The following is a 23,593-nucleotide window of genomic DNA, read 5'->3' as shown; positions in this document are numbered from 1 at the left end:
AGAACTGATGCGACGAAACCTCATCCCGGCGATCTCGACCCTGGCGGTCGTCTCGCTGCTGGCGGCCTGTGGCGGCGGAGCGGGCGGCCCATCCGGTGACGGCGGGAAGATCAGCGACGACAAGATCGTGCTGGGCGTCATCAACGACCAGACCGGCATCTACAGCGAGTTGTCCGGGCCGAACGCCGTCAAGGCGGTGCAGATGGCCGTCGACGACTTCAAGGCCAAACACGGCGACGATGCCGTCAGCAAGAACATCGAGGTGATCGTCGCGGACCACCAGAACAAGCCCGAGGTGGCCAACACCAAGGCGCAGGAGATGTACGACCGGCAGAAGGCCGACGCCATCTTCGACGTACCAACCTCGTCGGCCGCGCTCGCCGTCGCCGGGCAGGCCGCGGCGAAGAAGAAGCTGTACTTCAACATCACCGCGGCGACGACCGCGCTGACCGGTGACAAGTGCAACAAGTACACCTTCCACTACGCGTACGACACCTACATGCTCGCGAACGGGACCGGAACGACCGTGACCGAGGCCGGCGCGAAGAGCTGGTACATCGTCTACCCCGACTACGCGTTCGGGCAGGACATGGAGAAGAGCTTCTCCACGGCGATCGAGAAGGCCGGCGGCAAGGTCGTCGGCAAGAAGTCCTCGGAGTTCCCGAACACCAGCGGCGACTTCTCGTCGCAGCTGCTGCAGGCGCCGGCCGCGAAGCCCGACGTACTGGGCACCATGCACGCGGGCGGTGAACTGGTGAACCTGGTGAAGCAGTACAACCAGTTCAAGCTCAAGGACAAGGGCGTCGGACTGTCGGTCGGCCTGATGTTCATCACCGACATCCACTCGCTCGGGCCGGACGCACTGGCGGGCACCCGGTTCACCGACGCGTGGTACTGGAACTTCGACCAGCAGAACCGCGAGTGGGCCGACAAGTTCAAGGAGAAGACCGGCTCCCGGCCGTCGTTCGCTCACGCGGGCAACTACTCGGCCGCGATGAACTACCTCGAGGCCGTCCAGGCTGCCGGCACCGACGCGTCGGACGACGTGGTGAAGAACCTGGAAGGCAAGGAGATCAACGACTTCTTCCTGCGCAACGGCAAGATCCGGGCCGAGGACCACCGCGTCATCCATGACGTCTACCTCGCCGAGGTGAAGCCGAAGAGCGACGTCAAGGAGGACTACGACTACGAGAAGATCGTGACCACCATTCCCGCGGACAAGGCATTCAAGCCGGTGTCCGAGAGCACCTGCAAGATGGGCCAGGGATGACCGATCTGCTTCAACACGCCTTCAACGGACTCGTCAACGGCAGCTTCTACGCACTGCTGGCACTCGGGTTGGCCATCATCTTCGGGATGCTCGGCGTGGTCAACTTCGCCCATGGCGCGTTCTACATGCTCGGTGCGTTCGGCGCGTTCATCCTGCTCAACGAGGCCGGCGTGAACTTCTGGCTCGCCCTGGTGATCGTTCCAGTGGTGCTCGGCCTGTTCGGGATGGGGTTGGAGCGATTGCTCGTACGCCGCTTGATCGCGCTGGACCCGCTGTACAACTTCCTGCTGACGTTCGGCCTGACGCTGATCTTCCAGGATCTGATGCGGATGAAGTACGGCTCGCAGCCGCAGCCCTATCCGCAACCAGCCGGCCTCCGCGGCACGGTCGACCTCGGGCTGTTCGACTTCCCGGCGTACCAGGTGTTCGTGCTGGTGTTCTCCGTACTCGTCTCCATCGGTGCTTGGTTGCTCCTGGCCCGTACTCGGGTCGGGATGATCATCCGCGCAGCCACCGAGCGACCGGAGCTGACCCGGGCTCTCGGCATCGATGTCGGCCGGTGGGTCTCGCCGGTCTTCGGGTTCGGGATCGCCCTGGCCGCGCTCTCCGGCGTACTGGCTGCCCCGATGCGGGCGGTCAGCCCGCTGATGGGGGCAGACCTGATCATCCTTGTGTTCGCGGTCGTGGTGATCGGCGGACTCGGCTCGATCTTCGGCTCGGTCGCCGCCGGGTTCCTGATCGGCATGCTGCAGGCGCTCGGCAACGTGTATGTCCCCGGACTGGCGACCACGTCGGTCTTCATCCTGATGGCCGTCGTGCTGCTGTGGCGGCCGGCTGGGCTGTTCGGCCGTGAGGAGACCGCGGTATGACGGCGCTGGTGTTCCGCAAGCTGGGGGCGATGCCTCGTCTGTGGCGATTGGTCGCGGTACTCGGCGGACTGCTGATCGCGCTCGCGCTGCCCTGGCTCATCTACCCGCCGGTGGCGATGGACATCGTTGCCTGGGCGCTGTTCGCCGTGGCGCTCGACCTGCTGCTCGGATTCACCGGGCTGCTTTCGTTCGGTCATGCGGCATTCTGGGGCACCGCGGCGTACGCGGCCGGTACGATCGCCATCAAGACCGGCGCGCCTTTCCCCCTCGCGGTGGCTGGTGCGGCCGTGGTGGCGATGGTGCTGGCGGTGCCGATCGCGCTGCTCGCAGTACGGCGTACCGGCATCTACTTCGCGATGGTGACTCTCGCGTTCGCACAGATGGTGTACTACGTCGCGAACCAGTGGCGCGGCCTTACCGGCGGGGAGAACGGGCTGCAGGGGATCCCGAAGAACCTGTTCGGGCTGGATCTGTCGGACCCGTTCTACTTCTATTACGCCGGGCTGCCGATCGCGTTGATCGGACTACTCATCGCGTGGCGGGTGGTCCACTCCCCCTTCGGCCGGGTGCTCGTCGCGATCCGTGAGAACCCGGCCAGGTCGCGCTCTCTGGGGTTCCCGGTCGACCGGTACAAGGTGATGATCTTCGTCATCTCCGCGGGTTTGTCCGGGCTCGCTGGTGGGCTGTATGCCATCAGCCACGGGTTCGCCTCCCTGCAGGAGGTGTACTGGACGACGTCCGGCAAGGTCGTGATCATGACAGTGCTCGGTGGTATCGGGACGTTGTGGGGCAGCGTGATCGGCGCGGCTCTGATCGTGCAGGTGGAGGACTACGTCGCGACCTCGGGCATCCACATCGGCCCACTGAACATCACCGGCCCGGGCCTCATCACCGGGCTCATCTTCGTGGGCGTCGTGCTGCTCTTCCGGCGGGGGGTCTGGGGAACCGTTGCGCACCTGGTGCGGCGGCGGCGCCACGTTCCGGATGCGGAGCCGCACCTCAGCGGTACGGCGCCGGCTGTGGCCGAGCAGGAACCGGCCATAGCGCAGAAGCCCTGACATGAACGCTCCGCCGCATCTCGACGCGGGCCGGATCTACCGGCTCGCGCCTTTCGAGGAAGTGGTCGCCGAACTGCGAAAGACCTTCGCCACCGGTCCATCGATCGCGCCTTCCCAGTTTGTTGCCCTTAGCAATGACTCTGGCTCGGCGTCTGGCTCCGGCCTCGGTTCTGGCAACCTCCTGGTGATGCCCGCGGTCGTCGGCCGGTTCGCCGGGGTGAACGCGATGACCGTCCGATCCTCCGGGCACCAAGGGTTGTACGTCCTCTTCGGTGACGGAGGAGCTGTCGTAGCGACTCTGGACGGCGCCGCGCTGACGGCACGTCGTACGCCGGCTGTCTCGGCCCTCGTCACGGATGCCCTCGCGCGTCACGACGTACGCCGCCTGGCAGTCTTCGGTACTGGCGTGCAGGCCCGCGAGCACGTCCGCGCGATGCGCTGGATCCGCCCCTCCTTGGAGCAGATCGACGTCGTAGGACGCGAACCGGAGGCGACCGAACGATTCGTCGCCATGCTGCGAGGCGAGGGCCACCCGGCGGTCGCAGCGAGCGCGGCGGACGCGTCCAGCGCGGACCTGATCTGCACCTGTACGTCGAGCCCGGAGCCGGTGCTGATCTCCGAGAAGGTGTCTCCTGGCACGCACATCAACGCCGTGGGGTCCTACCAGCGGGAGGTCGGCGAGGTGCTGCTGGGTCGGGCGCAGGTCGTCGACGACCTGGTCGCACTCGCTCGGGGCGAGGTTCTGCGCAACGACGAACTCACGATCTTCCTGTCAGTCGGGACCGGCGTCGAGGACTTGGTGGTTGCGACCTTGGCCGCGCGCAACGCCGGACTTGTCGACGGCTGAACCCTTGGCGACACTACCGCAGGTGCGTGTTGACGAATGCGCCGACCGTGCGCCGTATCGTCGCGTCGCCGTCCTGCGCAAGGAGGGCGACACCATGCAGGGCACCCGGCACGATGTGGAGCGACTTCGACGATTTGGTTGCCGCATGCAAGAGCCTGCTGGCATCGGCGAAGTCCTTGTCGTCTGCTGCCACCCCATAGAGCACCGGCACGCGCAGCAGACCCGCCGCAGTACGGGCGTCGATGCCGGCGTACTCCGCCGGGGCCGACAGGCTCACCACTGCATCGACTCGCGGTGTGGTGATCGCCGCAGCGGCCAGCGACGCGGTCCCGCCCATCGAGGCACCGACCAGGACGACCTTGGCTGCACCCTGCTTGCGCAGATAGCCTGCGGCCGCCGAGACGTACAGACCGAGCGGGCTCGGCTGCACGCCTTCGTACTGCGCGTAGCCGGATGTCCTCAGGTCGAGGTCGAGAACGAGGTAGCCGGCCCGCACGAGTTCGCGGGCATACGGCAGCCATTGGCACACGTCCCCGTCTGATTGGTGGACGAGCACCACGCCATGTCGCCCTTGACCCAGCAACGCAGCGGTGAGCTTCGCGCCGGCACTACCCGGAATGATGACGCGTCGTGCCCGATCGGATGGCTCCAGGCAGGTGGCGCCGACCTCGGGCAGCGGCGACGGCGGGACCGGTGCGACATGGCCCTTAATATGGAGCGACCAACGGGCCGCAAAACCGACCTTTACGAACGCACCAGGCGGTGTAGCCGCAGTGCTAGCTGGATCTCCAGCGCAGGCTCGGCGTCCTGCCAGTCGCTGCCGAGCAATTGCGACACCCGATCGAGGCGCTGGGCAACGGTGTTCACGTGCACGTGGAGATCGTCCTTGGCACGGGTGAGGTTGCCCCCGTTGGCGAAGTACGTCTCCAGGGTTTGGAGCAGCCCGGTGCCACGGCGTTCGTCGTACTCGAGAACCGGACCAAGCACCGCATTGACGAACCCTTCAACGCCACGCGACTCGCCAAGCAGTACTCCGATGAAGCCGAGCTCACGGCTGCTCGTTCCATCCCCGTGCCGTCCCAGAGCCGTCAGCGCCTCCAGGCAGCGCACCGACTCGGCATAGGAGCCCGGAACACGTTCCGGGCTCGATACCGGTCCCGCTGCCCCGGCTGTCACCGGCTGGCCGATGGCAACCGCCAACTCCTTGGCCATCCGCCGTGCGGCCGCCCCCGCCTCCTCGCCAGGCAGTAGCAGTACTGCGCGGTCCTGGTGCAGCCCGGCGATTCCGTCACTCTGTGCGGCAAGGTGGCTGGCCGCGAAGGCCAGCCGGTGGGCGCGTTCGCGATCGGTCTGTGCGACCACGACCGCGAACTCGCCATCCAGATCGAATCCGACCTGCCGAGCGCGCTCTCGCAGCCCGTCACCGGCGCGCTCGCCGTTCGTCACCAGATCGGAGATCAGCTCGCCGCGGACCCGGTTCTCGGTCTCCATCGCAGTCCGGTTCATCAGCTGGAGCAGCGCGGTCACCAGCGCCGCGCGTTCCAGCACTCTCTGGTCGGCGTCCTCCAGGTCGGCCCGACCTCGTAGTACCAGCGCTCCGAACGCCTCCGAACCTGCCACCACGGCAGCGAACCAGGTGCCCCCGCGACAGACCGCTCTGCCCTCGCCCCGCGATGCCGCGATCGCCTCCCGCCACCCCGCCGGCACCTCTGCTTCCTCCGGATCCAACACCGTGAGGTCGCCACCGAGCACCTCGGTCACCGCCTTGGCCACCTCATCGACCCCGCCTCCGCGGAGCGCGAGATCGGCGAACCGGTCGTGCGCTTCGGCGGCTCTTTCCACTGCCGCGCTGTGCTGCCGGACCAGCTTGTTTGCCGCATCAAGCTCCCGAACCGCGGCGCGAGCCTCCTCCAGCAGCCGTGCTCCGTCGATCGAGATCGCGGCGTGTGCTGCCAGCGAACACAGCAGCGAGATCTCGTCGCGTCCGAACGGCCGCCTGCTCCGGTCTGCCGCGAACAGGACCCCGAGAACCTGCGGTCCGAGCAGTAGCGGTACCCCGAGAATCGCGACGAGACCCTCATCGGAAACAGCACTGTCGACATCGACGACATGCTCGAACCGCTGGTCGGCGAAGTAGTCGTCGGTGGCGTACGGCGTCGACGTGTCGGCGACGAGACCACCCAGTCCCGCACCCATCGCCAGCCGGACCCGCCGGAAGCTCGCGGAAACGGCGCCGGCGGTCGCCCGCATGTAGGTGTCACCGCGGTCGGGATCGATCAGCGTCAGATAAGCGACATCGGTGTGCAGCAGGGTTCGGGCACGACGCACGATCGCCTGCAGCACAGCGTCCACGTCCTGCAGGCCGGCGAGATCTCCTGCTGTCTCGAACAACGCCTCGAGCTCGATCTCGCGACGACGCCGGTGCTCCAGCGCACGACGCACTCTCAGCGCGAGTGCCTTGGACTGTTCGAGGATCCGGAGCTCGTTCTCGCTCGCGCCCTCGGCGACCGCAGTACGCAACGGCTCGTCGTACTCCTCGGCTGAGGCGTCGCGAGCTAGCAGGCTGAGGAAAGGCGTGTCGTCTAGCGTGCTGTCCACCCTCCGTCCATCACGAAAGAGCTGCCGGTCATCACGTCGGCGTACGGGCTGCACAGGTAGGCAGCGAACTCGGCCACCTGCGACGGCTCGATCAGCTGCTTTTTCGCCAAGGGCGCCAGCATGATCTGCTCGAGCACCTCGTCGGGCTCGATCCCATGGGCCACGGCCTGCGAGGCGATCTGCTGCTCCACCAGCGGAGTACGAACGTAAGCCGGGTTGATGCAGTTAGAGGTCACACCACGAGCCGCGCCCTCCAACGCGATCACCTTGGACAGTCCCTCGAGCCCGTGCTTCGCTGTGACGTACGCAGCCTTGTACGGCGAGGCCCGCAGCCCGTGGACGGACGAGATGTTGATGATCCGGCCCCATTTCCTGGCATACATCTGCGGCAGCACCTGCCGGACCAGACGAAAGGGGGCTTCGAGCATGACCCGCAGCATGTGCGAAAACCGCTCCGGTGAGAAGTCCTCGATCGCACTGATATGTTGCAGTCCGGCGTTGTTGATCAAGATGTCGCAGCGCAGGTCGAGCGTGTCCACAGCCCCGAGATCGGACAGATCCAGAGTGATGGCCGAGCCACCGATCTGGTTCGCAACCTGCTTGGCTCCTGGACCGTCGAGGTCGACAACGACCACCTCGGCCCCCGCCTCGGCGAGCCTTGCCGCGCAGGCTGCACCGATCCCACTCGCGCCCCCGGTGACAACAACCGAACGCCCTGCCAGCTCGCCAAGTCGCTGATCGCTCATGCCAAGACGCTAAGCAGCGCCGCCCCAGACCGACACGTGCGCTGGGAACACACCGAGGGTCACACCGGTGTGCGGCACGAACATACAGTGCCGCGCAGAGCGCAGGCACTAGGCCTAGAGACGTCGCCGCCGGAATCAACGCCTACCTCCTCAGGCGACATGGGTGGTACGGCCCGGCATCCGGCGCCACGTCAAGCAGACCAACCCCCGTGTCTCCCCGTCCACCAGCGCACCAACATCGCGATAGCGCACCCGACCGCGACAGATAACTAGGCCGGCCCAGCCGCTCGGTGATACCGATCCCCGACCGCCCGTACCGCGGCCGCCAACTCCGGCGCGTCAATCACTTCAAAGTCCGCATCCAACATCCCCAGCCACAACGCCAACTCATGCGGCCCATCCGACCCAAACTCCACCACACATGTGTTGTCGTCAATGACTTCCGCATCAATCGGAATCGGCATCCGCCCCTGCACGTACTCCGCCGAAGCATGTACGCGCACCTTCGCCCGGTACTGCCAGGACGCGGTTCCCACTGTCCGCTGCACGAACTCCTTCACGCTCTCCTCATCGAGCTCCCGGGGCACGAACCGCGGCCCAGTCGGCGTACGAGGCACCACCCGATCCACCCGGAACGTCCGCCAGTCCCCCCGCTCCACATCCCACGCCACCAAGTACCACCGCCGCCCCCACGCCACCAGCCGATGCGGCTCCGTAGTTCGGGCGCTTCCCTCCCCATCCCTCTTCAGATAGTCGAACCGCAACCGCTCACTAGCCCTGATCGCCCCCGCAACCGCCGTCAACACCTCAGCATCCACAGTCGGCCCGGATCCTGGCACAGTCAGCGTCGCCGCCTGCAGACTCCGCACCCGATGCCGAAGCCGAGCCGGCAACACCTGCTCCAACTTCACCAACGCCCTGACAGACGTCTCCTGAATCCCCGTCACACCCCCACCCGCCGCAGCCCCCAACCCGACCGCCACAGCCACCGCTTCCTCGTCATCCAACAACAACGGCGGCATCTGCCCCCCGGCCCCCAACCGATACCCACCCGCCACCCCAGGCCGAGCCTCCACCGGATACCCCAGCGCGCGCAGCTTCTCCACGTCGGCCCTGAGCGTCCGCGTAGACACGCCGAGCCGCTCCGCCAATTCCGGCCCACCCCAGTCCCGCCGCCCCTGCAACAACGACAACAAGCGAAGCAACCGCGCCGACGTCTCCAACATCCCCCCAGGATGCCCTCAATCGCGGCCAAGAACCTTCCGCTATCACTGATGAGGCTGCTAGAAAGCACGGGCGTCCCAGCATGCATGCCGCCGGTTGTCAGAACTCAACGCACGCGTCCTCGACCGCTGAGGAAACCTCAGCACGCCTCTCGACGGATCGCGCGGCTGCTGCAAACGAGGCGTCGGCCAGTCAGATCTTCTCGGGTGCTTCGCCTCGGAAGTCGGCCGGCGGGAACCGTTCGGCCGAGTTCTCGAGCTTCTGCCTGGCAACCTCGGCCAGATCGATGTCCAGTATGTCGGCCAGCCGGACGAGGTAGGCCAGTACGTCGGCCATCTCCTCCCCGACCCGCCGCCGCAGCGGATCGCTGCTGACCTTCTGGGCCGCTTCGTCGGCCGGCAGCCACTGAAACAGCTCGGCGAGCTCACCCACCTCTCCGACCAACGCCAGGATCAGCGACTTCGGATCGTGGAACTTCGCCCAGTCGCGCTCGTCGGTGAAGGCCCGCATCCGGTCTCGCAACTCGATCAAATCTGACACGCCGCGAGCATGACACGGATCCCACCGAGGTCGCCCACTGGATAGAGTTCGAGGCGCGGCCCGACGGGCTTCCGCCGAACGTCAGCGTTCACAGGACACGCCCCCACCCGCACGACTCTGTTCGTGCTGCCTGGGGGATGTAACCCGTGACGTTGTTTCGCCACTCTGCGGTCGGTTTCGCCGAACTGACGCTGGATGGAACCTTGGCCGTGAGGATCGCCGAGCAGATGCGCTACCTCACGGGCCGCCGCCCCGCTCCGGCCGAGCTCCGCTCATGGGAACGCAGCCTGCCGATCCTCGCCCAGGACCTGATCCAGGCCGGCCTCGACAACGTCGAAGTCCTGATCGAGCATCACCTCCCGCTGACCTCGAAACGTGCTGACGTCGTACTGGCCGGCCGCCACCCGAAGACGGGCGCCGCGTCGTACGTGGTCATCGAGCTCAAGCAGTGGAGTCGCGCGGCAGCGTGGCAGGACGATCGCGAGCTCGTCCTCATCGACGGCTACCCGAACTCCCCACGTCTCCACCCGGTGGCCCAGGTTCGCGGGTACTGCGACTATCTGTCCGACTTCACCAAGATCCTCGACGGTCAGGCGGACGCCGTCACCGGTGCGGCGTACTTGCACAACGCGATCGCCGAGTCCGCCGTACGCGACTTGTTCGACTATCCGCAGGACCAGCGGGGTCGGCTCTTCATCGGAGCCCGCCGGACGGAGTTCATCGACTTCCTTCGCGAGCGGCTCGATCCGAAGGTGCCCGGCAGCCCGTACGCCGATCAGCTGATCAACTCGGCGGTCGCGCCGTCGAAGCAACTGCTGGCAGTTGCAGCTGACGAGGTCCAGAGGCGTGAGCAGTTCGTACTCCTCGCGGAACAGAAACTCGTTCATTCGATGGTGCTGCACAAGGTGGAACGAGCGTGGCAGGCGGACCAGAAATCCATCATCATCGTGACCGGCGGACCTGGCAGCGGCAAGAGCGTGATCGCCCTGTCCCTCTTCGGCGAACTCTCCCGCCGCGGCCGCAGCGTGTTGCACGCGACCGGCTCCCGCTCGTTCACGCAGACACTTCGCAAGGTCGCCGGAGCACGGCAGCCGCGGGTCCAGCGGATGTTCAAGTACTTCAACCAGTTCATGGATGCCGAGCCCAACGATCTCGACGTCCTCATCCTCGACGAGGCACACCGCATCCGCGAGACGTCAGTCGACCGCTACACCCCCGCCCAGTTCCGTACCGGCCGTCCGCAGATCGAGGAGCTTGTTGCGGCCGCTCGAATACCCGTGTTCCTTCTCGACGAGCACCAGGTTGTCAAGCCAGGCGAACTCGGTACTGTCGCCGACATCGAGAGGTACGCCGCCTCCGTTGGCCTTCCCGCACCGATCCACATCAACCTCGACGGCCAGTTCCGCTGCGGCGGCAGCGAGGAGTACGTCCAGTGGGTGATGAACCTGCGGGGACTCGCGGACGGAGAGCCGACTCCGTGGGCAGGCGATCCATCCTTCGCCGTGGAGATCGCGGACACACCTGAGGCCATGGAGGCAATCCTCAGAGCCAAGGCCGCCGAAGGCTACGGAGCCCGGATCGCCGCCGGCTACTGCTGGCCCTGGAGCGACCCACGCCCGGACAAGACCCTCGTACCCGACGTACAGATCGGCGACTGGGCACGTCCGTGGAACCTCAAGGGCGACCGCAAGGTGGGCGACGCCCCACCAGCAGCCCTCTGGGCCACCGACTCCAACGGCTTCGACCAGGTCGGCTGCGTCTACACCGCCCAAGGCTTCGAATACGACTGGAGCGGCGTAATCATCGGCCCCGACCTCGTCTGGCGAGACGGCCGCTTCACGACAGTCCGCAACGCCAACAAGGACCCAGCCTTCAAGAACCGCAAAACCATCGACGACCAGACCTTCGACCGCCTAGTCCGCAACACCTACAAAGTCCTTCTGACTCGAGGCATGGTCGGCACCATCCTCTACTCCCCCGACCCGGAAACCCGCGGTGTACTCCACCAACTAGTGACAGGCGATCTAGTCCGCGCCTGAACCACATCTAAGCAGCGGCCCGACAGGCTTCCACTTCGGACATGCCTCCACCCGCAGCGATCTTTCGCTGAAGGGGCATGACCAATGTCTGGCTGGATCATCAACGTCGATGGCAAGCGACCCCACAACTGGCACATCGCCAAGGAACACGCCGTCTGAGCCACAACCAAACGCTTCCCCATCGCCGCCGGCGACGACCTTTTCTTCTGGAAAACCAAGGGCGGAGGTTAATAGCCCACGCGATCGCGTCAGAAGATGCCAGGCCCGTCTCGGAGCCAGAAGGTGTGCCGTGGCCCGACCATGCTGAACGGCACTATGTCAGCCGCTTCGACCTCGAGCGGATCTCCGAGCCACCAGCAGCAGCTACGCGCTCATGGTCAGACATGCAGGTGATCGCCGAGTTCACTGGAATGGCGAACCGCGGCGTCGCACGCCTCGACGATGATCGAGGCATCCACCGGCTACGCGACTTAGTCCTTGGAAGCGCCATCTCCCAAATTTCGGATGCTCTGGTGAACCAAGTCGAAACCGAACGCCAGACCCTTGCCTCAGATATCGACGCACGCCGGTTTACACTGCGCTCGGTCGTCGCTCGACGTGGTCAACCACAGGTCCGCAGCGACCTCATCAAGGCCTACGGCGGTAGGTGCTGCATCAGCAAATGCGACGCAGAGCCAGCCCTCGAAGCGGCGCACACACCAACACAGTCGGCAACGGCCTCTTACTCCGCGCCGACCTCCACACACTATTCGACTTCTTCGAGCTAACCGTCGATGCGTCATCCCGCCGAGTCCAACTGTCAGCCGCCCTGAAGAAGAGCCGGTACCGCGAGTACGACCAGATCCGCATACTCCCACGGAATAGGAGAACCGCAGCACCAACGCCCGACGCTCTCACATCCCACAACCATGAGTTCGACCGCCTACACAGCAGGATCTAGCCCTCGCGGCGTGCAAGCGCAACTACTCGACGCCTGTACCTCGCAGATAATTCAGTCTCAGATGTGGGCGCGAATCGGACGGACCGCCTCGCACCGGATTGTCGGGGAACTCCTCGCGTTTGATGCATCTCACTATTGATCAGGATCCTGTCCCTCGTAGCCATAGGGCACAGGCAGCATCAGCCTCGAGGCTCGTACGCAGCACCCACAAGATCGCAAGGCTCGTGAAACCTCGGCCTCGACGAACGACGCGGGTATATCACCCCGGGACTGACCAGAGTGAATAGTCAAGGCAGTCACTGACCTGGCGGGCAAGTAGATCAGGACAGCAACACGCCACGCATGCCTGGCGAAGAGCTGCGAGCATCGGTCAAGTTGAGGGCAACGACATCGACCTCGTCACTCTCTGCAAGGACGGGGTAATGTCTTGTAGTTTTGATCAGATCAGACACGCCCTGAGCATCGCAAGACTCCCGCAGACGTTGCCCAATGGATAAGGTCTGAACCACAGCCGAACCGACTGTGCTGGCTAGAAGGGGAATCCATTGGCTGACAGAAATCTTGCGGCAGCGCGAGCGGCAGTCGGGCGCTTCAATTCTGCGCTCGATCAGCAGGATGCGTTCGGTGAGGTATTGGCGAGGGAGTACCACCGGGCGAAGCGTGCGCTGGCACTTAGCTTCCAGGAGATGGCTCTGTCTGTGGTACCCCGCGAGCAGTTCAAGCTAGACGAAGTCAAGCAGTCAGTCATGGATGAGATGCGTTCATTGTTCGCTGGGCGAGTCGATCCGGAGTTTTTCACCTTCCGGCGCTATACAACGCCGCATCCAGACATATACGCCCTTCTAGCGTCCCAGGTTGGCGAGCCGATCCCTGGCTGGAGGATCCGCCTACTCAGTGGGGACAAGATTCACACGGAACGCAGAACCCGAGAGTTGCGGGACCTTGGCCTCGAGATCGAAGTCAATGAACGTGACGACGAATCTACATATTGCCTAGTAAGCCTTGACGCCGATCTCCGATACGGCGCCGCCTTCCAGTTGAGAGAGAACGCCCTGAGATCCAAGAAGGTAAGCGGCCAAGTACGTTCGCACTACGTTGAGATCGCTGAGCAAACAGCTGTGCTCCCCCAACGGAAGTCGACATGACAGAAGATCGAACAGACGGCACAGTGCCAGAGTTGGATGACGCATCGTTCGATTCACCCAAACCGCTGCGCCTAGTCCCAGCACTTCCCTCGAATGCAGAACGAAACTCGTTCCGTAGGCAACTGGAGCGCGGGGCTGGAGTTTCACCCGAAAGTGCCGCGGCGGTCGCGAGAGCCGTAGTCAACCCCAAGCTGGCGGGCACTCTACTCGGCAGTCCGACATCCTACCGCGTCCCGGGCGCAGAGCTACAGGTTATTCGTGTCGAGGTCTATACCACACGCGTAATCGCCGATGCCACAAATCCGAGAACTCTAAATCAAATCCCGTTTCCAGCAGCAATATTGCCGGGATCTGATCAGCGGGCAAAATATGCACCTATACATCCGCCCAGCTCATCCGGGCCAGACGACTTCTCGATCGCTGTTGACAGCATCGACCAACTACTGTGGCAGCTGAACACAACCATGCAAGCTGCGATGCGAGACAATGTGCCGCACCCACCCATCGCTTCGCAAGGCATCATGGAGCCTCCACTGGCGGTCCCCGCCCGGATCGAAAGCGCCGAAGGTGACCCCCTTCTTGGGGCCGTTCTCATTCGCGAGGGCAGCACGCGGGTGAGCCACGCGCAAGCCATTCTTGGCGTGACCGCGAGCGATCTCCTGCAAGTGTTCGTTGACGATCGCGCTCAGCGCCGCCTAATCGACGAGCTCAACAACCTGGCCCTGTCGTCTGCATCTAGCCTCACTGAGGCAGACAGAGCGCGGCTCCGCGTTGCCACGATGCCCCTTGACCTCGTCGTCGGTGTCGATGTTGACGCCGGCGCAAGCGTGTCCCTCGGCGACGCGGTTGCCGCAAAGGTGGCACAGGACCATCTGAATCACAAGAAGCAATGGGACCCGGCAGCGAAAGATGTGCATCTCGGCGAAACCTGTCTCATCGCACTCCGCGATGAGGGATTGATTAGCGATGAGAAGTACGCATGGCTGGCGGGAAGGATAGCCGCGAATATCTCCAGTATTGATAGTTTCGAGGTCCAAGAAGACGATCGCTGGGCCGAATTACTTTGGCTATTCACTACGCGCAAGAGGCCGTACGCAACTGTGATTCGGCGCCCTATCGCGACGGTGCTGGAGCGGGATCAGGGACGAGCAGTGGTACGAAGTCGCGACCGTGTACCTCTCGCGGTCGCATTAGCCATGAGATCCCGTCGTGGGCTGATCACCGAAACGGCGGCCGAGCGCGAGAGTAGGATCCTTGAATCCGCCGTACCGGCCGACGTCTTGGCGAGCAACTGGGCGCCGTCAAGCAATGAGGTCGAGGTGCTAGTAGCACCTGCTGTCGAGGCAGCCGCTCAGCGCAGCATCAGCGCAGAGGGCATGGAACTCGCCGTGCGAGCGATCTGGTACCTCTCCAAACACGGTCAATTAGCTATGCCGAGAAACGACCTGGGTCCCGGCGGTGACCGGCGCTCTCCAGCTGAGCTAGTTGACGGTATGACGAAGAATGCGCGAGGAGTCAGGCAGCTGGCCCGCGCCATTCTCGACGGTCGGGACGGAGCCCAAGCAAGTACCGTCATCGATGATCGGGGCTCGATCGATGTGAGCGCAGTCGGCACGGCTGTGCCGCTGCGAGACGACACCATCCGCCTAGAGTTCGTGCCGAGGTCAGGTCCAGCTGTTCCACCTCCGCGGAATCCAGATGACGAGTATCTGGATGCGATTGCTACGCTCACTCGTCGATTGAAGGAAGCGGTGCAGGCCGAAGAGGACGTTCGCAGCATCGATGATGGCCGTGGTCGAGCGATGTACCAAGCTCGAGGAATGATGCCTGCTCAGGTTGACGAGTTGCGCGAGATGCTCCAGTTACTTGGCAGCCATACGGATGAATATGAGAGAAACTGGCGCGTAGCGGATGCTATTCGACAGCAAACATCCACGCCAAGCGATGGTTAGCCGACCAATCGACTACGAGGTGCTCGCCCAGTACGCCGGCGAGTACCTTCTGGAGGCACTTAGGGATCCGATCAAGATTGGTTCTGGCGAGCGTGTCCCCAACTATCGCGTTGCCGTTTATGTGGCTCTCGGACTATCCGGCGAGGTACTGTACGTCGGGTCGGTTGTTCGACCAGAGGATTCAAAAGGAATGCAGGCCCGTCTCTCCGAGCATCTACGCCATAAGGAGCGATTCCAGCAGTGGGACACGCTGATACTGTTCCCGCTGCGCTCCGATACGCCGTTGGTAGCTGTCCGACGGATCGAAGGTAGAATTGGTGCGCATCTGCGTCCAAGCATGTCGAGAGCACTGCCCCAGCTGAATCCGAGGCGACGCCACACTTAGGCCAGCGCCCTGCCCCGCCAGCTATCAAAATGGCTCTTCGATCTTGACCGGGCACGACACGCGGTCTCTGCCTGCGGGGTAGGGGCTCATGACCTCTGAACACTGGCTGTTGTCGAGACAGTTCAGTAGACGAGGCCACGAGCTTGAGCAACGACACGACATTGCCGTTCGGGTTGGCGGGCGTGCGCGTTGAGCATGTCGTGCTGCTGCCTGGCGGCGTCCGGGAAGTCCATCTCCAGACCGCTGACGAGAGCGCTGCCGACTGTCCGTCGTGCGGGGTGCCGTCGTCGTCGGTGAAGGGCAACGTGGCGACGGCGCCGCGTGGCATCCCTTACGGGTGTGGCGGTCGGGGACGCGAACCGGGCGATCAGTGAGGTCGCGCAGGCGTTGGGGATGTCGTGGCCGACCGCACCTGCCGCGTTCGTCGAGGTGGCCGATCGTGAGCTCGGCCCGCCGGCGCCGCAATGTTGACTCGACAGACATCCCGTCAGACTACTGTCTGTGGGCCTGCTGCGCTGCTTGAACACGACGTCGCGTTCCGTCACCGACGGTCGGCGTGATGATCAAGCTTCTGGAGATCTGTGCCGAGCGCTAGAAGTGGACAGCGCAGACTCCTGCTGATGTGTCTTGCAGAGTGCAGCCAGCAATCGAGGACTGGCACGAACTTCACCGGCTTGAAGGGCTATCCGATGCCAGCGGGCTGCAAGCGGCCCGAAGTCCAACCCCGGACTCCTGCTGATCGACCATGCGCTCCTATTATCGTTCTCGTGACGGACGATCTTCTACCTGGCATGTTCCTAGGTGACCCTGAGCAGGATCTCCCTCGAGACACCGTTGTCGAAGTTTTCAGGCGCGTAGACCCTGACGGGCGACGCGCCGGGGGGATCTTCCGCGCCACATTCGATCAACTGTACGACGGGCAGCATACTGGCCGCTTTCGATGGGAGCAGTTGTACAAGACCGAGAAGACTCACTACGGGACGCTGCTCGAGATCAACCTTCGGCGCGAGTTCGACGACATAATCGATGACGGCAAGCTGCTCGACTACTCCATCAATGGCTATGACGTCGATTGCAAGTACTCGCAGCAGATGGGTGGGTGGATGGTGCCACCCGAATGCTTCGAGCAGCTCCTCCTGGTCGCGACGGCCGACGATGAGCGTGGCGTCTGGAGTCTAGGCGTCGTCCGCGCGACCGAAACAAGCCGCCGCACGAGTAAGAATCGCGATGGGAAGACGAGCCTCAATCCGCGTGGTCGGGGGCAGATCGATTGGATCCATTTTGAGGCGAGCCTGCCCCCCAACGTCCTGCTCGGGCTCGATTCCATAACTCTTCAGCATGTGGTTACCCCAAGATCGGGACAGGCTCGTGTCGCTGAGCTCCTCAGACGAGTAACTCAGAAGAGGATCGGACGTAACACAATCGCAACCCTCGCGAAGCAAGACGACTACATGGCGCGCGTGAGAGACAACGGCAATGGGGCACGGACCACGCTCCGTCGCGAGGGATATCTGATCCCTGGGGGCGACTACGAAGCTCATCGTGATGTTGCGAGGCAGCTAGGCGTAGTTGTACCCGAACCTGGGGAGGTTGTGAGCTGCCGGGTCGTGCCTGCAGACCAGACTGACACCTGGACGACTCAGCTTGCCGGCCGCTACTGGCGACTGGCAGCCCCGGACGAGGAGTCAAACGAGCCAGCACCGAAGCTGCCCGATGTCAGGAAGTCCAAGCCGATCGACACAGATCTCGCCTCGGAGCCCCAGTGACAGTTAGGGCAAACCATCGCGATGCTGAGGCTCTCCTTCGCCGGGTAGGTGCGGAAGAACCTAGGCGCACCAGACAGGTTCGGCTGAGAACAAGCCCGACGAGCGATACACCGACCACTCCCGGTCGATCCCGCAACATGCAAGCAATTCGGAGGACCGACACAAAGCCTGAAATCCGATTGCGATCAGCACTCCACCGCGATGGATACCGCTTCCGCAAAGACTTCTCGATTCACACATCGTCCCGGCGCGTGCGTCCCGACATCGTATTTACCGCCCGGAAGCTAGCAATCTTCGTCGACGGGTGCTTCTGGCATTGCTGTCCGGAGCATGGCCGTCAGCCTTCAGTGAATACCGGCTACTGGTCACCCAAACTTCAACGCAACGTCGAACGGGACAGGCTCGCAGACGTCGCCCTCCGCGCCGATGGCTGGACCGTCATCCGCCTATGGGAACACGAGTCGACCGAGTATGCAGTTGCCGTCATCAAAGAGGCACTGGCCCTGACTTAGCTGACCTTCGAACGCATCTGAGCAAGGTACTCATGCCGAACATGATCATCCTGACCGACAAAGGCTCGGAAGTTGCCGAGCTTGAAGGCGTTCTCGCCATCCGTTGACTCGGGGTACATGTCGAAGTCACGCGTGAGGTGCTTGATGCGCAGCTGGATCTCGTCCAGCGTTAGTTCCCCGCCAATACGGCTGAAGATCTCTGCGGCCGTCAGCGCATCGTCACTCCTCCTCAGGAGACGGTAGACCGGATCATGCACCACAGCATCGTCAAGAACTCGAGGCTCGCCGTGATGCCTGAGCGCTCCGGCAATTTGCCGCCCGACGGCCTCTGCCACAGGAGGGGGAAAGGCATTGCCAATCTGCCGGTACTTAGAGGTCTTCCGGCCGGCGAACGTCCAGCTCGACTCGTGCCAACCCTGCAGGCGTGCAACCATCTCGATGGTCAGCTTTGGATTGAAGTTCTTTGGCGCCATACGCGGGGGCGGCGCGTCAGCGACACCCATGGCATCGACTCCCAGTTCAGCCCATGCACGCTTGGCCCGCGTGGGCCCCAAGTCGGCACCGCCGTGCTTTTTAGACCCGCCAACCAGAGTAGGGCCGATACCGTTGGCTCTTGTAACCCAGTGAGAGGCGTGCCGCCACCCGCCAGAGGCCATGAGATCAGCGAGTTCCTCTCCCACGGTCTTTCCGACCGGCTTTGCTTCTGGCCAGCTGAAGTACGGCGCATCATCTTTGCTCAAAGCCACGAGGACAAACCTTGGTCGCAGCTGCGGCACTCCAAAATCTGACGCTTGGAGGAGTCGCCAGTCAGCTACATAGCCGAGTTCGTCAAGGCGATCTAGAACATGCTGCCTGTAGGCCGAGAATCTCGGCGCAGACAAGCCGCGAACATTCTCCAGAAGCAACGCCCGCGGACGCATGACCCCACACAACTCCACAGCCCAGGCAAACAGATCTCGCTCGTCGTTGGCGCCAAGCTGCTTCCCTGCAATGGAGAACGGCGGGCAAGGGACGCCACCTGCCAACAGGTCGACGCCTACGAACTTAGCGGGATCCCAAACATCAGGGTCGGCGACATCCCCCACCCGCACTTCCCACTCCGGGCGATTCAGCTTGAGAGTCTCCGCTGCCGTGGGGTCGAGCTCGACTGCCAGCGCATGGTCGAAGCCCGCTCGCTCGAGCCCTAGGGCCTGCCCGCCGGCACCCGCGCAAATCTCAACAACTCTCAGCGGATCCATAAGAGGCCCTCCTTGGAATCGAACACTTGTTCGAAGTCTAGGCAGTCGCGACGGCCGAGTCAAAACGACATCACCAGCAAATAGGAAGGCAGGCCCCAGTAGCTGTGCCAGCATCAGGCCTTGCGGCCCACTGGCGTCGAGCCCGTCAACGCGTTCGACGCTCCGCGGGCTCAGGACGTGCATGCAGCTTCCTCACCGGACTCAATCTGATTAGGCAGAGCTTAGCCGTCCCGTGGGCAGGCTCAGGTGAGGCGTGCCGCGCGATGGACTGACTACCTTGCGCTCTCACTTGCTCACCCGACTACCGACGCCACGTCAGCAGATGATGGGACTGCCCCGCGTCTGGTTACTCGCGGGGTGTGGTGGTTCAGGCCGCGAGTGCGACCGGTTGAAGTGTCTCAAACTCGATGGGTGTGAGTTTTGCCGAGGCGGTTGCCGACGCCGGCGGTGGTAGGTGGTTGACCGACATCACCCAACGCGCGACCAGCGAGGGCGGGGACGACGACACCCGGTCTACTTCCAAGGCGAGACCGTCGTCGATCAGGAGATGCTGGCGAGGATCTCGTCGGACTGTCCGCCAGTGGACTTCGAATCCGTCGTGAATCTACCGGCCGCATGGTCGAGATCATCGAGCTCTCGAGCACGAGCGATTGGATACCTGGCGATACTGGCGAGGCGACCGGCCACTTCGTAGGTCCGGAAGTGGCCGTGCGCCGTCCACTCGTCGTGTCTGCTCAAACGCTTCTCTCGCAGATCCACTCGCATTGCCCGTGCAACGCCTAGATGTGTTCCAATCGGCTCGGCTGCTACCCTTGGCCAACCCGCTCGATGTGGTCGAAGATGTCGGCGTCGGTTTGTTGTTGCCAGCCGGGGAGGTCGTCCCAGTCTGCGACGTAGGTCGGTTTGGGGTCGGGGATGTGTTTGTAGATTTGGCCGATCCAGCAGAGGGCGACGAAGCGGCCCTTCTGGGTTCGGGTGAGCTTGCTGGTGTGGCCGTCCGTGGCATCGATGAAGGCACGGACCTGGTCGTAGACGGCGGCTGCGCTGGCACGTTCCCAGTCCTGGGTCTCGTCCCACGAGGTGACGTAGCTGGGCTTCGGTTCGCCGGGGTAGTACTTCTGGACGCCAGCGATCCATGCTTCCCGGAAGACCCGGCCCTGTTCGTTCGACAACGTGATGCTCCTTCTGGTCATGACCGGACTTTCCGGCTCACAGCGCTGATCTCTGAGTTGAGCTGACGGACGCGAGGATCTTTGAGGTGCGGTACCAGATAGGGCCGCAGGCCGTCGAGTCTTCTCGCGATTACTCCCGAGTCTGTCTGCCGTGCGGTGTTCAGCGCGGCGTTGCTGTGGACAAGGAGTTGGTCGAGGTCTCGGCGCTGCAGACCAAGCGCGGCGAGGTCGACGAGTACGCCGCCCCGGCGGCGGGAAGACAGATTCTGACCCAGAGCATCGTCGAGCGCCGCTTCAGCCAGTTCGGGGCGCCTGAGTGCTACGTAGCAGGTACCGCGCTCCTCAGGCAGCCTTGAACCATCGAATCTGAGCCAGCCACCATTCTGAGAAGTCCCAGTCAGGGCGTGAACCTCATCAGCTTGGTCGAGCGCCCGTTGGCAGGCGGTCAGCTCGCCAAGGCCCGCGAAAACCTCAGCTTGGACTGCGCTGACCCAGTGCCGCGTTGAGAGCGCATAGTCGCCACCTTGGGCGAGGCCCGCGGCGAGCTCAAGCATCGGCGCAGCGCGATCGAACTTCTGGTCGTAGACACTGATGAAGGCGTGACGGGTGAGGGCACATGCCCAGAGGTCGAGGGCCCCGGCTTCCTTCGCGGCCTGCGCGGCAAGGGCATAGCAATGGGCTGACGTGTACTGGTTCCCGTCGAAGAGAATCTCTCCAGCGAGTTGGAAGAGATCGCTGGCGAGTTCACACACGCGGTGATGAATTGCTGAACCGCGTGCCTCCTGCAGGGCGGCGACGAGGACATCCAGCTGACCCTGCACCAACGGGAATAGCCGAGAGCCTTGCGCCGCTGTGCGAGACGGTGTCGCTTGGTCGCCATACCCGCCTCCCACCCGTCCTCGACGATGGCTGCATTCTATCCAGCAGTCTGATCCGCAGGAGTGGCGCTAAATGCGTCCCTGTCAATCCTGACGAGATCCAGCCTGACGTAAGGGCCAGCCGCCGCAACAGCATGGACTTCGTACCCAGCTGGTACGCCGAGAGCCTGCCCGGCCATCGCCGCAGGACGACTCGACGACGGCTGTCGAGGGACACACAAGGTGATGCGGTTCACCAGGCCCGAATCTGCCATTGCGGCCGCGAGCTTCGTCCGTCCAGATATCAGCAGCGATCGCACGCCTCGACTGAACAGATCCGCCAATATCGCGGCGGGCTCGGCTCCAACCATCGGTGGTAGTGAGAACTCGTCCGGTGAATGCGCGCCTGGAACACCCTCCTCAATCCGACCGTCGGAGGTCTGGATCGCGTCGAACTCGGTCCGTGAGATCACCCCATCTGCAACAGGATCGAGGACAGGGCGTGCGTCGCTTTCCACCACGTAGGCCCAGTGCACGTGCGGGAGTCCTGATGCAAATGCTTCGAGCCATGGCCCAATGACCAGGCGAGCCTCGTCGCTTAGGACGTCAAGCTCGACATCTACCCCTGCCGCTTTGAGGCGCGCTGCTCCACCCTCTTCACGCGATGTCGGGTCAATCAGGGCGATGACCACCCGGGCGATACCTGCGTCGATGAGCGCCTGCCGGCAGGGTGGAGTCCTTCCCTGGTGATTGCATGGCTCCAACGTGACGACCGCGGTGCCACCGCGGGCCCGCTCCCCCGCCGCAGCAAGCGCGTTGACTTCTGCGTGGGCTTCGCCCTTGCGGCGGTGGTAGCCCTCCCCAACAACGTTGCCGTCGACATCAAGTACGAGGCAGCCGACCGGCGGATTGGGACTTGCCGAGCCGAGCCCCAAGGCAGACAGGGCAACAGCTCGACGCATCGCCGCCTCTTCGTGAGGGGTCGCCATGATTAGCGAGGCTCCGCGGCTAGCTCGCGCATGAACTGTGACACGGCAGGCAACTGTCGATACCCAGACAACGTCTTGCTAACTGCTCGTACCAGCCCAAGTGTTCGCTCCGAGCCGACCTCCTGGCCGATGCTCAAAGCCTCGGTTGCCTTCACGGCCGCCGGCTCAGGTTCTCCGGAAACGGCATACGCGCTCGCCAGCCGCCCAAGCGCAACTCCACGGTCACGACGGTAGACGTCCGGCAGTCCCGGCAACGTCGCTTCGTACAGGGAGATTGCTCGTTCAGGCTTGCCGAGCGTCAACCAACATCCAGCACGCTGTACTTCGATGTAGCTCGCCGTACAGAAGGAACCATGCCCGGTCCGCGCATCGCCGGCCGCGTCAGTGGCAGCCCAGGTGTGAGCGGCATCCAGCTTCCGATGAGCAGCAGATTCGTCGCCGTCCAAGGCGAACCCTTGTGCCTCTTGTTGGTCGAGGGCGGCACGCATAGGCGGGAGTAGATCGGTGGCTGCGCGACGGGCCGCGCCAGCCAGTCCTAGCACCTGGGCAGCGTTGCCACTCGGCACGGCCTGCTGACTGCGACGGAACAAGACCCAGGAGGTCATCAGCGGATCGTTTGCCTCGATGGCCCATTCCAAAGCGCGGCCGCTCCAGTGACGCGCCTCGGCTGTCCCGCCGCTGTCCTCATAGAGCCACGAGGCGGATTCGGCGTACTGCGCGGCGAGGCGCACCACCTGCGGTCGACCGGCGGTGCCAGCTGTGGCGAGCAGCTCGTTGATGGTGTCGAGCTGGCCGAGCACTCCGCTAAGCGCATGCCGAGGGCCGAGCAAGTTGTCTGTCTTCACGAGGAGATGCCACTGCTCGCGGAGGTGCTCGACCACAGCGTCCAAGTGTGGTCCATCGCTCAGCCTGATTGGCATGCTGGGCCGTGCGTCCGAGATAGCATCGCGTCGCTCGGTTGGCTCACTGATGTCGTCGAGTAATCCATCAAGCTCGTGGACCGAAATACCTAGCGCCTCAGCAAGTTTGGGGCGCAGCCACGGTTGCGGCGCGGTGTCAGCAACTTCCCACCGCACGACTGTTGAGCGATCGACACCGAGCAGGGCAGCCAGGTTTTCCTGGCTATGACCGGCTGCTTTACGCCGCTGCGCGAGTCGCACCCGCCTGCTTCCCATGACTCGATCATCCCCGTCCGGGCGGCCTACTGCCTCATCGTCGGCGCGTCAACAACGCGCCACTTATGCATCAGTTCTGCTCTGGCTCCTGCCAACCGTAAACGATGAACTTGTTGTGCACGGACAAGCGGTGCTGATCTCACAAGGCCCACCACCTAACCGCCACCCAGAGGGCACGGCAATCCCCTGAAACCGTAGAGACTTCAGTTTTGTTGTTTTTTGGTTGGTTGGCCGGTGTCCCGCTGGCTGCCCTTGGGAGCTCGCCCGGAGC

23 protein-coding genes are annotated in these 23,593 nt (G+C 63.7%); 12 read left to right on the top strand and 11 right to left on the bottom strand.

From position 1 onward, the window contains the following. Positions 1–7: 7 nt before the first annotated feature. Genes EV644_RS40945 through EV644_RS40930 form a run of 4 tightly spaced genes read left to right on the top strand, consistent with a single transcriptional unit; the run spans position 8 to position 4,044 of the window. Complete coding sequence (locus EV644_RS40945) at positions 8–1,270, top strand: ABC transporter substrate-binding protein (protein WP_132196585.1); 1,263 nt, start codon at positions 8–10, stop codon at positions 1,268–1,270. Then, entirely contained in the window at positions 1,267–2,139 is an 873-nt protein-coding gene (locus EV644_RS40940; protein WP_132196583.1) for a branched-chain amino acid ABC transporter permease, read from the top strand. Before EV644_RS40945 ends, EV644_RS40940 begins: the two co-directional genes overlap by 4 nt. After that, on the top strand, positions 2,136–3,197 hold the full coding sequence (locus EV644_RS40935) for a branched-chain amino acid ABC transporter permease (protein ID WP_132196581.1): 1,062 nt from the start codon (positions 2,136–2,138) through the stop codon (positions 3,195–3,197). Before EV644_RS40940 ends, EV644_RS40935 begins: the two co-directional genes overlap by 4 nt. A 1-nt stretch (position 3,198) precedes the next feature. Further along, positions 3,199–4,044, top strand: a complete 846-nt coding sequence (locus tag EV644_RS40930) for an ornithine cyclodeaminase family protein (protein WP_132196579.1) — start codon at positions 3,199–3,201, stop codon at positions 4,042–4,044. 13 nt (positions 4,045–4,057) lie between these two features. Here the strand turns inward: EV644_RS40930 and EV644_RS40925 are convergent, their stop codons facing one another. The 5 genes from EV644_RS40925 to EV644_RS40905 all read right to left on the bottom strand — a co-directional run bounded on the left by EV644_RS40925 (position 4,058) and on the right by EV644_RS40905 (position 9,152). Then, complete coding sequence (locus tag EV644_RS40925; RefSeq protein WP_158293085.1) at positions 4,058–4,603, bottom strand: alpha/beta hydrolase; 546 nt, start codon at positions 4,601–4,603, stop codon at positions 4,058–4,060. 185 nt (positions 4,604–4,788) lie between these two features. After that, positions 4,789–6,642: a helix-turn-helix domain-containing protein gene (locus tag EV644_RS40920; protein WP_132196575.1), complete on the bottom strand. Its 1,854-nt coding sequence runs from the start codon at positions 6,640–6,642 to the stop codon at positions 4,789–4,791. Next, positions 6,627–7,388: a 3-hydroxybutyrate dehydrogenase gene (locus tag EV644_RS40915; protein ID WP_132196573.1), complete on the bottom strand. Its 762-nt coding sequence runs from the start codon at positions 7,386–7,388 to the stop codon at positions 6,627–6,629. The genes EV644_RS40920 and EV644_RS40915 overlap by 16 nt, the downstream gene beginning before the upstream one ends. A gap of 269 nt (positions 7,389–7,657) precedes the next feature. Then, the gene (locus EV644_RS40910) at positions 7,658–8,614 is read right to left on the bottom strand and encodes a helix-turn-helix transcriptional regulator (protein WP_132196571.1); all 957 of its coding nucleotides are present in this window, start codon (positions 8,612–8,614) and stop codon (positions 7,658–7,660) included. Positions 8,615–8,804: 190 nt separating this feature from the next. Next, the gene (locus EV644_RS40905) at positions 8,805–9,152 is read right to left on the bottom strand and encodes a nucleotide pyrophosphohydrolase (protein ID WP_241999387.1); all 348 of its coding nucleotides are present in this window, start codon (positions 9,150–9,152) and stop codon (positions 8,805–8,807) included. A 146-nt stretch (positions 9,153–9,298) separates the two neighbouring features. Between EV644_RS40905 and EV644_RS40900 the strand changes: the two genes are divergently transcribed. The 3 genes from EV644_RS40900 to EV644_RS48020 all read left to right on the top strand — a co-directional run bounded on the left by EV644_RS40900 (position 9,299) and on the right by EV644_RS48020 (position 12,131). After that, positions 9,299–11,191 (top strand): DUF2075 domain-containing protein, encoded by a 1,893-nt coding sequence (locus EV644_RS40900; protein ID WP_132196569.1) that lies wholly within the window; start codon positions 9,299–9,301, stop codon positions 11,189–11,191. A 77-nt stretch (positions 11,192–11,268) separates the two neighbouring features. Then, complete coding sequence (locus EV644_RS40895; protein WP_199240319.1) at positions 11,269–11,958, top strand: hypothetical protein; 690 nt, start codon at positions 11,269–11,271, stop codon at positions 11,956–11,958. Beyond that, positions 11,853–12,131, top strand: coding sequence for an HNH endonuclease (locus EV644_RS48020; RefSeq protein WP_199240315.1), 279 nt, complete (start codon positions 11,853–11,855; stop codon positions 12,129–12,131). The genes EV644_RS40895 and EV644_RS48020 overlap by 106 nt, the downstream gene beginning before the upstream one ends. Before the next feature lie 320 nt (positions 12,132–12,451). Here the strand turns inward: EV644_RS48020 and EV644_RS40890 are convergent, their stop codons facing one another. Further along, complete coding sequence (locus EV644_RS40890) at positions 12,452–12,781, bottom strand: hypothetical protein (protein WP_132196567.1); 330 nt, start codon at positions 12,779–12,781, stop codon at positions 12,452–12,454. 36 nt (positions 12,782–12,817) lie between these two features. Here EV644_RS40890 and EV644_RS40885 point away from each other — a divergent pair, with 36 nt between their 5' ends. The 5 genes from EV644_RS40885 (at position 12,818) to EV644_RS40870 (ending at position 17,891) form a co-directional block, all read left to right on the top strand. Continuing rightward, positions 12,818–13,276, top strand: a complete 459-nt coding sequence (locus EV644_RS40885) for a KpnI family restriction enzyme N-terminal domain-containing protein (RefSeq protein WP_132196565.1) — start codon at positions 12,818–12,820, stop codon at positions 13,274–13,276. A gap of 464 nt (positions 13,277–13,740) precedes the next feature. Beyond that, positions 13,741–15,228 (top strand): hypothetical protein, encoded by a 1,488-nt coding sequence (locus EV644_RS40880; protein WP_132196563.1) that lies wholly within the window; start codon positions 13,741–13,743, stop codon positions 15,226–15,228. A 724-nt stretch (positions 15,229–15,952) separates the two neighbouring features. Beyond that, a complete protein-coding gene (locus tag EV644_RS47385; protein WP_255511468.1) occupies positions 15,953–16,084 on the top strand; it encodes a hypothetical protein in 132 nt (43 codons plus the stop codon). Positions 16,085–16,380: 296 nt separating this feature from the next. Continuing rightward, positions 16,381–17,379: a NaeI family type II restriction endonuclease gene (locus tag EV644_RS40875; protein ID WP_199240314.1), complete on the top strand. Its 999-nt coding sequence runs from the start codon at positions 16,381–16,383 to the stop codon at positions 17,377–17,379. Continuing rightward, positions 17,376–17,891, top strand: coding sequence for a very short patch repair endonuclease (locus tag EV644_RS40870; protein WP_255511466.1), 516 nt, complete (start codon positions 17,376–17,378; stop codon positions 17,889–17,891). Before EV644_RS40875 ends, EV644_RS40870 begins: the two co-directional genes overlap by 4 nt. Here the strand turns inward: EV644_RS40870 and dcm are convergent. The 5 genes from dcm to EV644_RS40845 form a co-directional block, all read right to left on the bottom strand. Then, on the bottom strand, positions 17,888–19,129 hold the full coding sequence (gene dcm, locus EV644_RS40865; RefSeq protein WP_132196559.1) for a DNA (cytosine-5-)-methyltransferase: 1,242 nt from the start codon (positions 19,127–19,129) through the stop codon (positions 17,888–17,890). The genes EV644_RS40870 and dcm overlap by 4 nt on opposite strands. A gap of 806 nt (positions 19,130–19,935) precedes the next feature. Next, complete coding sequence (locus EV644_RS40860) at positions 19,936–20,322, bottom strand: hypothetical protein (RefSeq protein WP_241999386.1); 387 nt, start codon at positions 20,320–20,322, stop codon at positions 19,936–19,938. Next, positions 20,319–21,194 carry an NsdA family TPR-like regulatory protein gene (locus EV644_RS40855; protein WP_132196557.1) on the bottom strand — a complete coding sequence of 292 codons (876 nt, stop codon included), beginning with the start codon at positions 21,192–21,194 and terminating at the stop codon, positions 20,319–20,321. The genes EV644_RS40860 and EV644_RS40855 overlap by 4 nt, the downstream gene beginning before the upstream one ends. A 23-nt stretch (positions 21,195–21,217) precedes the next feature. Next, positions 21,218–22,147: a bifunctional diaminohydroxyphosphoribosylaminopyrimidine deaminase/5-amino-6-(5-phosphoribosylamino)uracil reductase RibD gene (ribD, locus tag EV644_RS40850; protein WP_132196555.1), complete on the bottom strand. Its 930-nt coding sequence runs from the start codon at positions 22,145–22,147 to the stop codon at positions 21,218–21,220. A gap of 2 nt (positions 22,148–22,149) precedes the next feature. After that, positions 22,150–23,307, bottom strand: coding sequence for a helix-turn-helix transcriptional regulator (locus EV644_RS40845; RefSeq protein WP_199240312.1), 1,158 nt, complete (start codon positions 23,305–23,307; stop codon positions 22,150–22,152). Positions 23,308–23,593: the final 286 nt, after the last annotated feature.

Source organism: Kribbella orskensis (assembly GCF_004342085.1).
Classification (GTDB): Bacteria; Actinomycetota; Actinomycetes; order Propionibacteriales; family Kribbellaceae; genus Kribbella; species Kribbella orskensis.
This window is presented reverse-complemented; position numbering and strand designations above follow the sequence as displayed.

What these genes read in the sequence shown, in the direction of transcription:
- EV644_RS40945 (WP_132196585.1), top strand. Translation starts at nt 8, where the DNA reads ATGCGACGAAACCTCATCCCGGCGATCTCGACCCTGGCGGTCGTCTCG.
- EV644_RS40940 (WP_132196583.1), top strand. Translation starts at nt 1,267, where the DNA reads ATGACCGATCTGCTTCAACACGCCTTCAACGGACTCGTCAACGGCAGC.
- EV644_RS40935 (WP_132196581.1), top strand. Translation starts at nt 2,136, where the DNA reads ATGACGGCGCTGGTGTTCCGCAAGCTGGGGGCGATGCCTCGTCTGTGG.
- EV644_RS40930 (WP_132196579.1), top strand. Translation starts at nt 3,199, where the DNA reads ATGAACGCTCCGCCGCATCTCGACGCGGGCCGGATCTACCGGCTCGCG.
- EV644_RS40915 (WP_132196573.1), bottom strand. Translation starts at nt 7,388, where the DNA reads ATGAGCGATCAGCGACTTGGCGAGCTGGCAGGGCGTTCGGTTGTTGTC.
- EV644_RS40910 (WP_132196571.1), bottom strand. Translation starts at nt 8,614, where the DNA reads ATGTTGGAGACGTCGGCGCGGTTGCTTCGCTTGTTGTCGTTGTTGCAG.
- EV644_RS40895 (WP_199240319.1), top strand. Translation starts at nt 11,269, where the DNA reads ATGACCAATGTCTGGCTGGATCATCAACGTCGATGGCAAGCGACCCCA.
- EV644_RS48020 (WP_199240315.1), top strand. Translation starts at nt 11,853, where the DNA reads ATGCGACGCAGAGCCAGCCCTCGAAGCGGCGCACACACCAACACAGTC.
- EV644_RS40885 (WP_132196565.1), top strand. Translation starts at nt 12,818, where the DNA reads ATGGCTCTGTCTGTGGTACCCCGCGAGCAGTTCAAGCTAGACGAAGTC.
- EV644_RS40880 (WP_132196563.1), top strand. Translation starts at nt 13,741, where the DNA reads ATGCAAGCTGCGATGCGAGACAATGTGCCGCACCCACCCATCGCTTCG.
- dcm (WP_132196559.1), bottom strand. Translation starts at nt 19,129, where the DNA reads ATGGATCCGCTGAGAGTTGTTGAGATTTGCGCGGGTGCCGGCGGGCAG.
- EV644_RS40860 (WP_241999386.1), bottom strand. Translation starts at nt 20,322, where the DNA reads ATGACCAGAAGGAGCATCACGTTGTCGAACGAACAGGGCCGGGTCTTC.
- ribD (WP_132196555.1), bottom strand. Translation starts at nt 22,147, where the DNA reads ATGGCGACCCCTCACGAAGAGGCGGCGATGCGTCGAGCTGTTGCCCTG.